The sequence below is a fragment of the Candidatus Omnitrophota bacterium genome, from assembly GCA_003598025.1.
Classification (GTDB): domain Bacteria; phylum Omnitrophota; class Gorgyraeia; order Gygaellales; family Profunditerraquicolaceae; genus Profunditerraquicola.
The window spans coordinates 252,922-267,644 of record QZKH01000003.1 but is presented as its reverse complement, the minus strand read 5'-3'; the positions used below and the strand labels follow the sequence as shown (position 1 = coordinate 267,644).

At 40.6% G+C, this 14,723-nt stretch carries 12 protein-coding genes; 11 read left to right on the top strand and 1 reads right to left on the bottom strand.

The features are described from left to right. From C4533_03810 to C4533_03790, 5 genes are all read left to right on the top strand, one after another. A complete protein-coding gene (locus C4533_03810; GenBank protein RJP28928.1) occupies window positions 1-783 on the top strand; it encodes an electron transfer flavoprotein subunit beta/FixA family protein in 783 nt (260 codons plus the stop codon). Then, complete coding sequence (locus C4533_03805; protein RJP28927.1) at window positions 783-2,006, top strand: 4Fe-4S dicluster domain-containing protein; 1,224 nt, start codon at window positions 783-785, stop codon at window positions 2,004-2,006. The genes C4533_03810 and C4533_03805 overlap by 1 nt, the downstream gene beginning before the upstream one ends. A gap of 525 nt (window positions 2,007-2,531) precedes the next feature. Then, entirely contained in the window at window positions 2,532-2,714 is a 183-nt protein-coding gene (locus C4533_03800; protein RJP29216.1) for a DNA-binding protein, read from the top strand. Window positions 2,715-2,716: 2 nt separating this feature from the next. Next, window positions 2,717-3,088, top strand: coding sequence for a response regulator (locus C4533_03795; protein RJP28926.1), 372 nt, complete (start codon window positions 2,717-2,719; stop codon window positions 3,086-3,088). 3 nt (window positions 3,089-3,091) lie between these two features. Continuing rightward, a complete protein-coding gene (locus tag C4533_03790) occupies window positions 3,092-6,298 on the top strand; it encodes a hypothetical protein (GenBank protein ID RJP28925.1) in 3,207 nt (1,068 codons plus the stop codon). Here C4533_03790 and C4533_03785 read toward each other — a convergent pair. After that, window positions 6,295-7,485: a sensor domain-containing diguanylate cyclase gene (locus C4533_03785; GenBank protein RJP28924.1), complete on the bottom strand. Its 1,191-nt coding sequence runs from the start codon at window positions 7,483-7,485 to the stop codon at window positions 6,295-6,297. The genes C4533_03790 and C4533_03785 overlap by 4 nt on opposite strands. A 494-nt stretch (window positions 7,486-7,979) precedes the next feature. On the opposite strand from C4533_03785, the gene recA reads away from it, so the two are divergent. The 6 genes from recA to hisH all read left to right on the top strand — a co-directional run bounded on the left by recA (window position 7,980) and on the right by hisH (window position 14,722). Then, window positions 7,980-9,002 (top strand): recombinase RecA, encoded by a 1,023-nt coding sequence (gene recA, locus C4533_03780; GenBank protein ID RJP28923.1) that lies wholly within the window; start codon window positions 7,980-7,982, stop codon window positions 9,000-9,002. A gap of 170 nt (window positions 9,003-9,172) precedes the next feature. Continuing rightward, a complete protein-coding gene (locus tag C4533_03775; GenBank protein RJP28922.1) occupies window positions 9,173-9,646 on the top strand; it encodes a regulatory protein RecX in 474 nt (157 codons plus the stop codon). Beyond that, complete coding sequence (locus tag C4533_03770; protein RJP28921.1) at window positions 9,636-12,254, top strand: alanine--tRNA ligase; 2,619 nt, start codon at window positions 9,636-9,638, stop codon at window positions 12,252-12,254. The genes C4533_03775 and C4533_03770 overlap by 11 nt, the downstream gene beginning before the upstream one ends. Further along, complete coding sequence (gene hisD / locus C4533_03765) at window positions 12,251-13,477, top strand: histidinol dehydrogenase (protein ID RJP28920.1); 1,227 nt, start codon at window positions 12,251-12,253, stop codon at window positions 13,475-13,477. The genes C4533_03770 and hisD overlap by 4 nt, the downstream gene beginning before the upstream one ends. 8 nt (window positions 13,478-13,485) lie before the next feature. Next, window positions 13,486-14,100, top strand: a complete 615-nt coding sequence (hisB, locus tag C4533_03760) for an imidazoleglycerol-phosphate dehydratase HisB (GenBank protein RJP28919.1) — start codon at window positions 13,486-13,488, stop codon at window positions 14,098-14,100. 13 nt (window positions 14,101-14,113) lie between these two features. Further along, window positions 14,114-14,722, top strand: a complete 609-nt coding sequence (hisH, locus tag C4533_03755) for an imidazole glycerol phosphate synthase subunit HisH (GenBank protein RJP28918.1) — start codon at window positions 14,114-14,116, stop codon at window positions 14,720-14,722. The last annotated feature ends 1 nt before the right edge of the window (window position 14,723 follow it).

The window sequence follows — 14,723 nt, the reverse complement described above, 5'->3', positions numbered from 1 at the left end:
ATGAATATAATCGTTTGCATAAAACAGGTACCAGAGACTACCGAAGTCAGGATTAACCCTGAAACAAACACCTTGATTAGGGAGGGAGTAAAGTCCATAATCAACCCTTTTGATGTTTATGCAATTGAAGAAGCGATCAGGTTGAAAGAAAGGTTTGGCGGTAAAGTAACCGTTATTACGATGGGCCCGCCCCAGGCAGAAGCTGTCTTGCGGGAGTCTATTTCTTTGGGTGCTGATGACGGTGTACTTATATGTGACAGGGCTTTTGCCGGAAGCGATACATGGGCTACCAGTTATACTTTAGCTGCAGCAATAAAGAAAATAGGCGATTACGACCTTATAATCTGCGGTAAACAGGCTTCTGACGGTGATACTGCCCAGGTAGGGCCGGGTATATCGGCGCATTTAGATATTCCGCAGGTAACATATGTTAAAAAAATAGAAGAGGTCAAAGATAAAGCTATGAGAGTAGAGCGTATGATGGAGGAAGGCTTTGAGATCATTGAGACTCCTTTACCGGCTTTATTGACAGTAGTAAAAGAAATAAACAATCCAAGGCTGCCTTCTTTAAAGGGAATGATGAAGGCAAAGCAAGCTAAAATTGCTACCCTGGGTCAGAAGGAACTGGCGCTTGATGCTCAGTCAATCGGTCTATGCGGTTCCCCGACACAGGTTGTTAAGATATTTACTCCTGCTCCCAGGACTGGCGGGCAGATTTTGAAGGGCGAGATCCCGGAAATAGTTGATGAACTTGTAAAGCTGATTAAGGACGAGGTCCACTGATGCCTATAAAGATTATTGTAGAAAAATGCACCGGTTGCACATTATGCGTTAAGACATGCCCCTTTGATGCCATCCGCATGATGGACAGATTAGATGCTAAAGGCAAAAAAATCGCTGTAATTGACGAGGATAAGTGTACTTTGTGCGGGGCCTGTGTATCAGCTTGTAAATTCAAAGCGATAATGATTGATAAAGACCAGTCAGTTTGCAAGCTGCCGGATATCAAGGACTACAAGGGAGTTTGGGTATTTATTGAACAAAAGAAAGGAAAGATCCAGTCGGTATCTTACGAACTTTTAGGTAAGGCACATGAGTTGTCAAAAAAGTTGGGGACGGATGTAAGCGCAGTATTAATCGGCAACGGCTTAGATGATCAATTGGACGAATTAATTTGGCATGGTGCGGATAACATTTATCTGGTACAGGCGCCAGAAATAGCTAATTTCCAGGATGAGCCTTATACCAACATCTTAGTCTATTTAATACAAAAATATAAACCAGAAATAGTGCTCTGCGGCGCTACTTCAATCGGCCGTTCGCTTATATCCAGGGTTGCGATAAGGATAAAGGCAGGGCTTACTGCAGATTGTACAGGTTTAGATATTGATCCAGACAAAAAAATACTGCTGCAAACAAGACCAGCATTTGGCGGTAATATAATGGCAACTATAATTTCTCCTAATTTCAGGCCGCAGATGGCTACCGTCAGGCATAAAGTCATGCAACCTATGGCTCCGAATAAAGCAAGGAAAGGCAAAATCATAATTGAGAAAGTCGATCCAGCGCTGTTTAGTTCTAGGACTAAACTTCTGGATATTGTCGATGAAGTAGAATCGTTGGTCAATTTAGCCGAAGCTGATATTATTGTTTCAGGAGGCAGAGGTATGGGTGCACCCGAGAATTTTAAAATGCTTGAAGAATTTGCCCATGTTATCGGCGCAGCTGTCGGTGCTTCCCGGGCGGCAGTTGATGCGGGATGGATGCCTTATTCTCACCAGGTGGGGCAAACCGGGCGCACTGTCTCGCCTAAGATTTACTTTGCCTGCGGCATATCAGGCCAGATCCAGCACCTCGTCGGGATGCAATCTTCAAAGATTATTATAGCCATCAATAAGGACCCGGACGCGCCTATATTTAAAGTAGCAACATATGGTATCGTCGGAGATGTCTTCCAGGTAGTACCTGCCCTAACGAGAAAATTCAAAGAGATATTAAAGAAATAATTCATAGTTCATGGTTGGTAGTACATAGAAATTAGCCACGTCTATGAACAATGAACTATCAACCATGAACTGATATCCCCTGCAATACCAATACAAAAATTTTTAATTGAGTTAATCGGTTAACAGGAAAGTCCTTCTAATACACCTACCCATAGATTTATGCCTTCGCTAAGATTACTACTTTAATTTTATTGAATATAAAAACAGTCATGGATCCGTCCAACGAACCAGATTATTTGGCAGAGATAATAAAGCCTATTAGCATCATTTGCAAATTCATGATTATCCGGCACCGGATAAATTTTGAAAAAAAATTCGTAACCCTGCGCAGACAAAGAAGTTATCGATTACCAATCAATTTTCACCCTAACTTATTTATTTACAACAGGTTATGTAATGATAAAGTATGGATAATATTGCAACCTTTCATTCTGTTATGCATAAGGATGTAAGAAACTGCAAATTATGCTTGACAAAATCAAAAATTCTTATTATCATATACACAACAATAAGTTAGGAGATAAAATGGATATTGCAGCATTAATGACAATTGATGATTTATCTTTATATTTAAAAGTCAGCCGTAGGACTATTTATGAATGGCTTAAGCATCATAAGATACCTGCGGTTAAGCTTGTCGGCCAGTGGCGTTTTCAGAAAGAGAAAATTGATTCCTGGATGGTTGAGAATACAAAAAGTATAAATTGATTATGGCCAGAATATTAGTTGTTGATGATGAAAAGGATGTGCTCGAGTTTCAAAAGGCTTTTTTCACTCGCAGAAAGCACGATGTTGCAACTGCTTCGACTAAAATTGATGCCCTTTCTTTAATTAAAGATTTCAAACCAGAGATAATATTTTGCGATCTCAGGCTTGAAGATGAAGAAGCCGGGTTTGATATTTTATTGGAGGCAAAAAATTTTTCTTTGAAAACAGTTTGTTATCTGATTACAGGATTATCTGATAAAGCTTTAGAAGACAAAGCACTTAAGATGGGCGCAAAGGAAATCCTTACTAAGCCAATTTCTAATGAGGAATTATTAAATAAAATTAATAGCGCTATTTATACCCAAAAGGAGTGAAGCATGTATTTAAAAAGGCTGGAGATCTTGGGATTCAAGTCATTCCTTAACAAAACCGTATTGCAATTTGAGCCCGGTATTACCGCAGTAGTCGGCCCGAATGGCTGCGGTAAATCCAATATATTTGACAGCATGCGCTGGGTGCTGGGAGAACAATCAGTAAAATCATTGCGAGGGTCTGACATGGTTGATGTTATTTTTAACGGCACAGATGCCAAAGAGCCTTTAAGCATGGCCGAAGTCAGCCTTGCTTTTGATAATAAGGGCAGGTATTTTGCCGTTGACAGTGAGGAAGTCTTGATAACCAGGAGGATTTTTAGGTCAGGGGAGTGCGAATACCTTCTTAATAAAACCCAGGTAAGGCTCAAAGACATCCTGGAGTTATTGATGGGCACAGGTATCGGTGCCGAGAGTTATTCTCTTGTTGAACAGGGCAAGATCGACCTTCTTTTAAGTTCCAAACCGGAAGACAGGCGCCTTGTTTTTGATGAAGCCTCGGGGATCACTAAATATAAATCTCAGAAAAGAGAAGCGCTGAGGAAGCTGGAAGAAACCCAGCAGAACTTATTACGGGTAAATGATATAATCGTTGAAGTAAATAGACAGATCTCCTCTTTGGAAAGACAGGCTAACAAGGCACGTAAGTATAAGGAGGCATTTGAGGAATTAAAGCTTAAGGAATTTAAACTCGCCAGCAGCCATATCAAAGGGTTGTTAACTGAAAAGGATGACATAAGGAATAATGTTGCTCAACTTACGGCGAAAGAAGCCGAGCTGTCCGCCGCAATTTGCCAGGATGAGGAGAATATAAGCGGAAGGCAGGTTGAGCTGGCAGGGATTGAAGACAGTCTCAGAAAAATCAAAGATATAATTCTTGACCTTAATAATCAGGATTTTAGGGCCAATGAAAAGGTAAATTTTAATAAAGAAAAAATACAGGAACTTGAATTAACAAAGATTTATTTGTCTAAACAGCTCACTCAAGTCAAAGAGAAACTGTCATTCGATGAAGAAAAATTCATGAAGGTCAAGAATGAGTTTGATTCTCTCAGCAGTGATATAAGCCAAAAGAACACCTATATCCGGTCCAAAGAAGACGAACTCAGTCAGCTTAATCTTTCCGTAAGGTCTTCTGTGGACGCAATAGCAAATGCCAAGAAACATATCCTTGAATTGATGTCCAAAATATCTTCAGCCAAGAACCAGATTACGGATCTGATCTCGCAGGAGCAGGTTTTTCTTGCCAGAAAGAAAAGGCTTCAGGTTGAGAACGCAAAGATAACCGAGGAAAAGAGCCTTATTGAAGAGAGCCTTAATTTGGTAACTTCTGAATTATCAGCTATGGAGTCAAACTTTGCAAGTATTAATGAAAAGATACAGCAATTAAAATCCGAGCGGCAGTCCCAGGCCGGCGAACTCACTGGCCTAGAGAGTGAAATAGATAGTTTTGAAAAACAGCTTCTTTCCCTTGAATCACAGCGTGAATTCCTGATCAACCTTAAACACAGATATGAAGATATCGGCGAATCTATGGAAGCCGAAATAAAGATAGACAGGCTTCCAGCAGATATTTTGAACGGCCTTGTTGTCAGGATCAAATCGTATGATAAGGATAATTTAAGGCTTACCGGAGAAGCAAAGCCGATTGATCTTGATGCGCAGAGGGTTGAGCAGCTGATTGATTCGGTTAATAAGAAATTACAGGAATTAAGGCTGGTCAAGGAGAAAAAGGAGTTGATTATTAAAGAGCTTGAGGCAAGCCTGGCGGCGGTGCAGGAAGAACTGCGCACTGTAGAAATTAATTTAGCCAATAAAAAGGCTTATCATGAAACGGTTTCTGCACAGTTTAGTAAATTAAAGGAAGAAGAGGAAGTAATAACAATTGAATTAAATGACCTTGGCAAAGAACTTTCGGTTATTACCGGTAAAGTCATGGCTATAAGCCAGCAGCAAAAAGAGCTCGAAGATAATAATAAAGCCCAGGAGTCGTTGATTATTAAAGAGCAAAATAATATCACATTTACTAATGAGCAGAAAGAGGGCGTGCTTATATCTATCGCCGAAGCAAAAACACAGCTACAGGCATTGCTTGAGAAGAAAGATTCTGAAGAAGAAACGGTCATGATGCTTAAAAAAACTTACGAGCAGGACAGGGATGTAGTAATGAGTATAGATACCCAATTGCAGGATGCGTCAAAGAAACAGGAAGCGCTTAATTCTGAAATCAGCGGTTTGCGTATTTCCTCCGAGGCACTTGCCAAGGAGATAGTCGTCAAACAGGAAATGCTAAAAGAAAATGAGGCCAGGTTCAGGGAACTCTCTGAAGGCACAAGCGAAACGGTAAAAATGATAGAATCAAACAGAAAAGAAGCTGAAGCGGTAAAAGCCAGGATCTATGAAATACAAATGCAGGAGAAGGACCTTGATTTTCAGTGCCAAAGCATCAAAGATAGGATTTTACAGGCATATAAACTTGATTTAGGGGCAGAGCAGGAGACTCATAGCGAAGACACTATTGATGAAAACGTACTAACTCAAGAGATAGAAAAACTCAAGAACAGGGTTGATTCTTACGGTTCGGTTAACCTTGTTGCAATAGAAGAATACGATGAGCTTAAGAAGCGTTACGATTTTCTCGTGCAGCAGCAGAACGATCTGGTTTCTTCTAAGGAATCGCTGCATGAAGCCATATTAAAGATAAACCGCACGACAAAAAAGATGTTTCTTGAGACATTTGAAAAAGTCAGGGAGGAGTTCCGCAGTTACTTCAGGCTTTTATTTAACGGGGGTGACGGTCAGATCTTTCTTATTGATGAGCAGGACCCGCTTGAGTCTGGCATTGAAATTGTATGCAGGCCTCCGGGAAAGAAATTGCAAAATGTCCTGCTTCTTTCCGGCGGGGAGAAATCCATGTCTGCAATAGCGCTTATGTTTGCGATATTCAAGGTTAAACCTGCACCATTTTGTGTATTAGATGAGATTGATGCTGCTCTTGACGAAGCAAATGTTGACAGGTTCGGCAGGATACTGCAGGACTTTACAGAAACCTCCCAGTTTATCGTAATTACGCATAACAAGAAGACAATTGCGAATGCTGATGTAATGTACGGTATTACAATGGAAGAATCTGGGGTTTCCAAGATTGTCTCAGTTAAATTTTCCCAGAATAAAGGGATAAAAGACAAACAGGCTGACCTTGTCCCCGCTTAAATACCGGTTGGGGTTTTGTAGAGGAAGGTGTTGTTTTTTCCTTTTGCTTTTGCTTGATATAGGGCTATATCGGATGCCGATATCAGCTCTGATGAGCTCTTCCCGTCCATTGGGAAAGTGGCAATCCCCATACTTATCGTAACTTTTTTATTCGGAAGCAGTTCTTCTTTCCAAAAAGGATATTTTTCTACATCTTCTCTTAAGCGTTCAGCTATCATATAAGCTTCGTTGCCTTCGGTGTGGGGTAGTATAATGGTGAATTCTTCTCCTCCATAACGGCATACATGGTCCATTTTTCTTGACTGGTTCTTTAATAATCTAGCCAGTTCTTTCAGTATCCTGTCCCCTGACTGATGTCCCGAAAGGTCGTTATAAATCTTAAAATCGTCTATATCGAGCATTATCAGGCTTAGTTTATTGTTTGTCGCTCTGGCTCTGTCAATTTCTGTCTGGAGCAGATATTGAAAATAACCGTGGTTCCATAATTCGGTCAGTGAATCTGAGTGGGCCCTGAGCATTGTTTTCTCAAAAAGCTGTGAGTTTTCAATTGCAAGACCTGCCTGGTTAGCCAGCATGACAAGCATACGCATATCATCTTTAGTTATGGTTTTTTTTGTAATAAAATTATCAGCTATGATGAGGCCGTTTATCTTGTCTTTAGCTTTTAGCGGGACAATGGCGAGTTCTTCGCTTTTTAACTCGCGTATCACCGGGTAATTTGTGTAACCTTTTATTGCATCTTTGGTAAGCAGGAGCGGCATCCCCTCCATCACTCCCAGGGCAAAGAGGTCATCATTCTTCTCTGCCAGCGGTATCTTGAAACGCCTGACCTGTTGGTTGAACCCGGATTCAAGGACATTGAATGACGAAGATTTATAGACACTTATAAGCTCATCCAGGCCCATGTTTTCATGTTCTATCTGGTTCCATATACGGTTTGCCTCTTCTCCGGTTTCAGGGCCTATGCCCATTTTTCCTTCAAGGATTGATTCATTTTCATTAACAAGAAAAAGAATCGCCCTGTTAAAGCCTAGCCCGGTATGGGCTGTAACACCGGTAAGGATTATATAAAGGATCTCATCAAGCTTAAGAGTTGTGCGCATTGCATTTGAGACTTCATAGAGAATGGCCAGCTCTGCTTTTGTCTTTTCAAGATCCTGCTTAACCTTTTGTATTGATTCATCCATGAAAGAAAATGTAGCATATTTTAAGATAAGTGTCAATGTCAGTTAGTTCATAGTTCATAGAAACATAGAAAGTAGCTAGCCACAAAGACACAATGTCACAAGGACACAGAAGTACCCAGTTCATAGTTCAAAGTTTTACATAATTAGAATAGTAACTTTGAGCCTTAAACAGTGAATTATTAACTCGCCTGCAAGAAGGAATAATACTCAATACTCAACACGATATACGCGATACCCATGTAATCCATATGCTTATAATATTATCCATCAACCATCAACCATGAACAATGAACTAATGTGTTAGATTTAGGTTTTTAATCCGTCATATAGATAAGGAGGGTTTATGGTTCACAGTTCATAGTTATATGGTTTTTATGGCCGATGAATTCCAGGTTATCTGTCAACTATGAACCATGAACTATGAACTAACTGATTGACAGCCTAAATTAAGTAAGATATAATTATCTCTCAAACCATAAACTATCGGAGGAATTATGACTGTAGATAAGAAAGTTTTGCAAAAGGATCCCGCAAAAGACCTATCTAACCGCCAAAAAGCACTTGAATTGGCTTTATCGCAGATCGAAAAACAATTCGGTAAAGGTTCCATAATGAAACTGGGTTCAGATGTAAAGGTTAATGTGGAAGTTATCCCTACAGGCGCATTAACCCTTGATTTGGCCCTTGGTGTCGGCGGTTTTCCTAGGGGAAGGGTTATTGAGATATATGGCCCTGAAGCTTCCGGAAAGACAACTCTTACGTTGTCGCTTATTAAAGAGATCCAATCGTTAGGAGGAGTAGCTGCATTTATTGATGCAGAGCATGCTTTTGATTCAAATTACGCCAAAATCGTTGGTGTTAACCTGGATGATCTATTAATCTCTCAGCCGGATACCGGTGAGCAGGCTCTAGAAATTGCAGAGACGCTTGTGCGTTCAAATGCCGTTGATTTAGTTATCATTGATTCTGTCGCCGCGCTGACTCCCCGTGCTGAAATTGAGGGGGAAATGGGTGATTCGCATGTAGGCTTACAGGCAAGATTGATGTCCCAGGCCTTAAGAAAATTGACTGGCGCTATCAGTAAATCACGAACATGTATGGTTTTTATAAACCAGATAAGGGAGAAGATCGGGGTTATGTTCGGTTCTCCTGAAACCACACCCGGAGGCAGGGCGCTTAAGTTTTATTCATCTGTGAGGATAGATTTAAGAAAAATCGCCACTTTGAAATCAGATGACCTGGTAATAGGCAACCGGGTAAGGGCTAGAGTAGTAAAAAACAAGGTCGCTGCGCCTTTCAGGGAAGCAGAGTTTGAGATAATGCATAATGAGGGCATATCAAAGACTGCCAGCATACTTGATGCTGCGATCAGCGCCGAAATAGTAAACAAAAGCGGCGCCTGGTTGTCTTATGGCGAAGAGAAAATCGGGCAGGGAAGAGAAGCAGCTATAAAACTGCTTAAGGAAAATCCTAAACTGCAGGAAACAATCGAAAAAGAGTTAAGGAAGAAGATTTAGTTTAAGCGTTTAATGCGCGCAAGCCGCATTGGTTAAATTCGCCGGCGACATTTTATAAGTTCGCGGCCACAAAAACCGCACCTTGAAAGGTGCGGAGGGAGTGTGTACGCTCAGTATTTCGCTCCAAGAAACCTCGGGCTTTAGCTCGGGGAGCTTCATAATTATACCAGGTGGACAAGATAGATAACCCGCAGATAATTAAGGCAAGGAATTATGCCTTTCTTCTTCTCAAATTCAGGCAGCGAAGCGTTGCCGAATTAACCCGGAGGTTGAAAAGCAAGAAATACGATGCAGGGGTAATAAATAATGTCATTAACTGGTTGTTAGAGCATAACTTTATCGATGATAATATATTTGCTAAGAATTGGGCTGAAACCAGGATTAGCCGCGGAGTCGGTATTACTAAAATAAAATACGAACTCAAGCTTAAGGGAGTCTCGAATAATATTATTGATCAAACGATAAAAGATTTAACGGGGAAATATTCTGAGGCTGAAGTAATCAAAGGTTTGATAATGAAGAAATCAAAACAACTTGCTGAGCTGGAGCCAAGCAAAAGAAGGAACAGGCTCTATTCGTATCTTGCCAGGCGCGGGTTTCCTGCCAACCTCATTATAGATTCAATTACTAGTTATGAAAGCTGATTTAATAAGAAATAAATTTCTCCAGTATTTTAAGCAGAAAGGGCATAAGATTGTCGCCAGCGACAGCCTTATCCCGCATGATGATAATACTGTATTATTTACCCCTGCCGGAATGAACCAGTTTAAGAAAGAATTTATGGGATTTAATTCCGGATTCAAGCGTGCTGCTACTGCCCAGCGATGCCTGCGTACTGATGACCTGGAAAAGGTGGGTAAAACAGCCTGCCATCACACGATGTTTGAGATGCTGGGTAATTTTTCTTTCGGTGATTATTTTAAGGAAGATGCGATTTGCTGGGCATGGGAATTTTTGACCAAAGAACTCAAGATACCTGAATCCAGGCTTTGGGTGTCAGTTTATAAGGATGACAGCGAAGCTTATGAAAAATGGCTAAAAATCATAAAGCTTCCTAGCCATAAAATAGTTAAACTTGGAGACAAGGATAATTTTTGGCCGTCTGAAGCAAAAGAAAAAGGGCCTAATGGGCCATGCGGGCCTTGTTCTGAAATATTTTATGATTTCGGGGAGGGCGTTGGCTGCGGTAAGGATTCATGCAGCCCCGGATGTTCATGCGGCAGGTTTGTCGAGATATGGAATTTGGTTTTTACCCAGTTTAACCGTAAGGAAGGGGGTTTGCTTGAGCCTTTGCCAAATAAAAACATAGATACCGGTATGGGCTTAGAAAGGCTGGCTGCGGTAATGCAGGGGGTCTATTCTAATTTTGAAACTGATCTTTTTATCCCTCTTATAAAAGAGATTAAAAATAGTGTTGTTTTACCTGAGGCAGAGCTTATTAATGCTGTCGCCGACCATATCAGGGCAATAGTTTTTTCTATTTATGATGGCGTTATGCCTTCGAATGAAAAAAGGGGATACATCGTCAGGAAAATAATACGTAAGAGTGTTTATCATATGGTAAGTATGGGTGTAAAAAGGCCTTTTCTGTACAAATTAACTCCTATAGTCGCCAAGTTAATGTCTGAGCCATATCCTGAATTAAACAGCAGAAAAGAGGATATCGCAGAAATTATTCTGGCCGAAGAAAAAAGTTTTCTCGATATATTGAAATCAAGCGATAAATACCTTACTGAGAAATTTGCGGATGCCGAGTCTGCTTCCAATGCTGATGAGAATGCCGATATCGCCTTTCAGCTATATGATACTTATGGTTTGCCGATAGAGGTTACCGCTAAGTGGCTAAAAGAAAAATATAAAGCAGATATTTCTACGGGTAAGCTTAATTCAAACATCATGGAGCAGAAAAACCGTTCAAAGGTACAGAGCGCTATGAAAGGCGATGTATTTGAAAGCCGTGATTTTAAAGCTGTTGCCAAAGATACAAGGTTTTCCGGATATAATGAACATGAAAGCAAGTCAAAGATCATCAAGATTCTGAAAGATAACGATGAAATCAAGAAAATCATAAAGGGAGATAGCGCAGTATTAATATTGGATAGATCGCCTTTTTACGCAGAGAGCGGAGGGCAGGTTGGTGACACGGGAAAAATTGTAAAAGGTAAGTCAGTCTTTTCTGTGAAAAATACCAAGAAAATCGGCAAAGTAATTTTGCATTTTGGAAACGTCGAGCAAGGCAGTTTTATTAAGGGCAGCCAAGTTGTTTCTGCAATAGATGCTCAAAGAAGGCTTGCGATTGCCAGGAACCATACTGCAACGCACCTTCTTCAGTCAGCGTTAAGGACTATACTGGGCGCGCATGTAAAACAACAGGGTTCTCTGGTTGATTTTGATAAGCTCAGGTTTGATTTTTCGCATTTTAAAGCTTTAAGCCAGCAGGAATTGGAGCGCATCGAAGACCTTGTAAACAGTTATATTCTTAAGAATATAGATTTAAGGGTAAAGAAAACATCGCTAAATCTGGCAAAGAAAACCGGGGCCCTTGCTTTTTTTGGGGATAAATATGAAGATGATGTCCGTATTGTAGAGATAGGAGATGTATCTAAAGAGCTTTGCGGCGGGACGCATTTGGTTTCTACATCGCAAATCGGAATTTTTAAGATTATTCAGGAGAGCTCGGTGGCTTCAGGGATAAGAAGGATAGAGGCTTTAACCGGCGATGCTGCTTATGATTTGCTCAAGAGAGAATCCCGCACCCTCTCCCAAATAAGTTCGATATTAAATGTCGAAGAGGACAAAATTGTTGATGAGATTAATAAAAAGCAGGATAAGCTCAAGCAGCTTGAAAAAGAACTTTACTCTCAGAGGCTCAATATAACCAGGCAGAATATCGATGAGTTGATCCAGGGTTCGGAATCAATAAACGGAATAAATATTATTGCGCACATCCTTAATGGCTATGATATGGAATTACTTAGAAAAACTGTTGATTTGCTCAAGTCTAAAGTCGCAAGTTCTGCTATAATTTTAGGGTCTTCTGTCAATGGCAAGGTTTTTCTGGTGGTCGGATTAACCAATGATTTATGCCAGAGGGGTATGGATGCTTCCGGTATTATCCGGATAATCGCAAAGAGTATCGGCGGCAGCGGCGGGGGCAGGATGGATTTTGCTCAAGCCGGTGGAGATAAACCTGAGAATCTGGAATTAACAATAAATGAGTTCAAGAAATATATAAAAGAGATGAGATTATGAAAATAATACGGCCTGCAAGCAAACAACTGGACAAGATTTATAACCGCGGTCAAATCCGCTATAGGCGGATTGAGGAAAAGGTTAAAAAGATCATCGAAGATGTCCGTTTTAACGGTGATGATGCAGTTTTGAAATACACAAAGAAATTTGATAAAGTCAAAATGCAGTTAAGGCAGTTGAAAGTTGCTGAAGCAGATATAAGCGGCGCTTATCAGAATATAAACCCGGATTTTGTCTCGAATTTAAAGATAGTTATCGATAATGTTACTAAGTTTTATAATAAAACTCTTAAAAGGTCATGGAGGACCAGGGGTTCAGATGGCGTGATCCTCGGTGAAAAATACGAGCCTATTGAGAAGGTCGGGGTTTATATACCGGCAGGGACAGCGCCGCTGGTCTCTTGTGTTTATATGACAGTCTTACCGGCAAAAATCGCCGGTGTTAAAAAGATAGTTTTAATCAGTCCTCCCGATGCTAATGGCGCCATTAACCCGCATATATTGGTTGTCGCTGATCTGTTAAAAGTAAATGAAATATACCGAGTAGGCGGCGCTCAGGGCATAGCCGCTCTTGCTTTCGGGACAAAGACCATAACTAAAGTTGACAAGATAGTCGGGCCGGGGAATATGTATGTGAGTGAAGCTAAGCGCCAGGTTTTTGGTTATACGGATATCGATATGATCGCAGGCCCCACAGAATTAGTCATCATCGCTAATCAATTCAGCGACCCTAAATTTATAATAGCCGATTTAAAAGCGCAGGCTGAGCACGCCCAGGGCTTGGCAGTATTGATTACGAATTCAAAGAAGATGGCTAAATTAATTAAATCAAGTCTGGAAGGCATGAATGGCTTTATCGTCCTTACGAAGAACTTATCACAGGCTGTTGATGTAGCTAACAGAATAGCGCCTGAACACCTGGAGATACTTGTTAATAACCCCAGGAGGCTTGTCAGGGGCATTAAAAACGCAGGGGCGATTTTCCTCGGGCCGTATTCTCCTACCGCAGTGGGGGATTATGTTGCAGGGCCCAGCCATGTATTGCCTACTTCGGGGACTGCCAGGTTTTTCTCCGGATTATCTGTTTGCGATTTTCTTAAATGCAACCATATTATAAGCTATTCAAAGAAATCACTTGAGAAAGTCAGGGAGCCTCTTGAAAAGATCGCTTCAATAGAGGGTTTATCTAAGCATATGGAGTCAGTAAAAATCCGATTTCAATAGGAGATAAAATGCCAAAAAGAGAAGCACTAAAAACCAGAAAGACAAAGGAAACTGAAATAACCATTAAATTAAACATCGATGGTACTGGTGAATCAAAAATTGATACCGGTATAGGTATATTGGATCATATGCTGGAACTTTTTGCTTTTCATGGCCTGTTTGATTTAGAGATCGCTGCAAAGGGCGATCTAAAAGTAGATATACACCATACTAACGAAGATGTAGGGATTGTTTTAGGAGATGCCTTTAAGGAGGCCTTGGGCCAGAAAGAAGGGATAAAGCGGTTTGGTTCTGCTTCTGTTCCTATGGAAGAAGTTGTGGCTGATGTGAGCGTGGATATAAGCGGCAGGGCTTATTTTAAGGGCATATCTTTGCCTTCGCATACCTTCGCTGCTATAAATTCGCAGGAAAATTACTCTCTTGAATATGCTAACCATTTCTTCGAAGGGTTTGTCAATAAATTAGGGGCAAATCTAGTAATAAAGCTGGAAACAAGGAATAACCCAGATTTACATACAAATTTAGAGCCTATATTTAAAGCGTTAGGGATTGCAATGGATCAGGCCACGCAAGTTGATCCCCGCCGCAAAGGTATTCCTTCGACAAAAGGCATAATTGATTAAATAAGGGTTTGTTATGATCTGTATTATTGATTATGGAATGGGTAATATCCATAGCGTCAAAAAAGCTATAGAGTCTATGGGTAAAAAAACTATAGTCACAAATAGTCCGAAAGATCTGGATAAGTGCGAAAAAATTGTTTTTCCCGGAGTGGGTGCCTTTGATGACGCTATTGACGAGTTAAGAAGGGTTAATCTTGTTGATTCAATATTAAAACAGGTCTCTGGAAATAAGTTCTTTCTTGGCATATGCCTTGGTATGCAAGTTTTATTTGAATCTAGCCAGGAGGCGCTAAAGGAAAAAGGGCTTGGTTTGCTTACCGGGAGCGTCAAGCTTTTTGACCAAGATCTCAAAGTTAAAGTCCCCCATATGGGCTGGAATCAGCTGAATATTATTAATGGGGCATGCCCGTTGCTTAAAGATATTAAATCCGGATCTTTTGTTTATTTCTGCCACTCTTATTATCCTGAGCCTGCGGATAAAAGCATTATCGCTGCCTCAACCGAATACGGGGTGAATTTTAGTTCAATAATATGGAAGAATAATATCTTTGGTGTGCAATTCCATCCTGAAAAAAGCCAGGATACCGGCATGAAGATATTAAGAAACTTCATTGATTTATAAT

Excerpts from the sequence above, each read along its gene's own strand:
- C4533_03810 (RJP28928.1), top strand. The coding sequence starts at position 1 with ATGAATATAATCGTTTGCATAAAACAGGTACCAGAGACTACCGAAGTC.
- C4533_03805 (RJP28927.1), top strand. The coding sequence starts at position 783 with ATGCCTATAAAGATTATTGTAGAAAAATGCACCGGTTGCACATTATGC.
- C4533_03800 (RJP29216.1), top strand. The coding sequence starts at position 2,532 with ATGGATATTGCAGCATTAATGACAATTGATGATTTATCTTTATATTTA.
- C4533_03795 (RJP28926.1), top strand. The coding sequence starts at position 2,717 with ATGGCCAGAATATTAGTTGTTGATGATGAAAAGGATGTGCTCGAGTTT.
- C4533_03790 (RJP28925.1), top strand. The coding sequence starts at position 3,092 with ATGTATTTAAAAAGGCTGGAGATCTTGGGATTCAAGTCATTCCTTAAC.
- C4533_03785 (RJP28924.1), bottom strand. The coding sequence starts at position 7,485 with ATGGATGAATCAATACAAAAGGTTAAGCAGGATCTTGAAAAGACAAAA.
- recA (RJP28923.1), top strand. The coding sequence starts at position 7,980 with ATGACTGTAGATAAGAAAGTTTTGCAAAAGGATCCCGCAAAAGACCTA.
- C4533_03770 (RJP28921.1), top strand. The coding sequence starts at position 9,636 with ATGAAAGCTGATTTAATAAGAAATAAATTTCTCCAGTATTTTAAGCAG.
- hisD (RJP28920.1), top strand. The coding sequence starts at position 12,251 with ATGAAAATAATACGGCCTGCAAGCAAACAACTGGACAAGATTTATAAC.
- hisB (RJP28919.1), top strand. The coding sequence starts at position 13,486 with ATGCCAAAAAGAGAAGCACTAAAAACCAGAAAGACAAAGGAAACTGAA.
- hisH (RJP28918.1), top strand. The coding sequence starts at position 14,114 with ATGATCTGTATTATTGATTATGGAATGGGTAATATCCATAGCGTCAAA.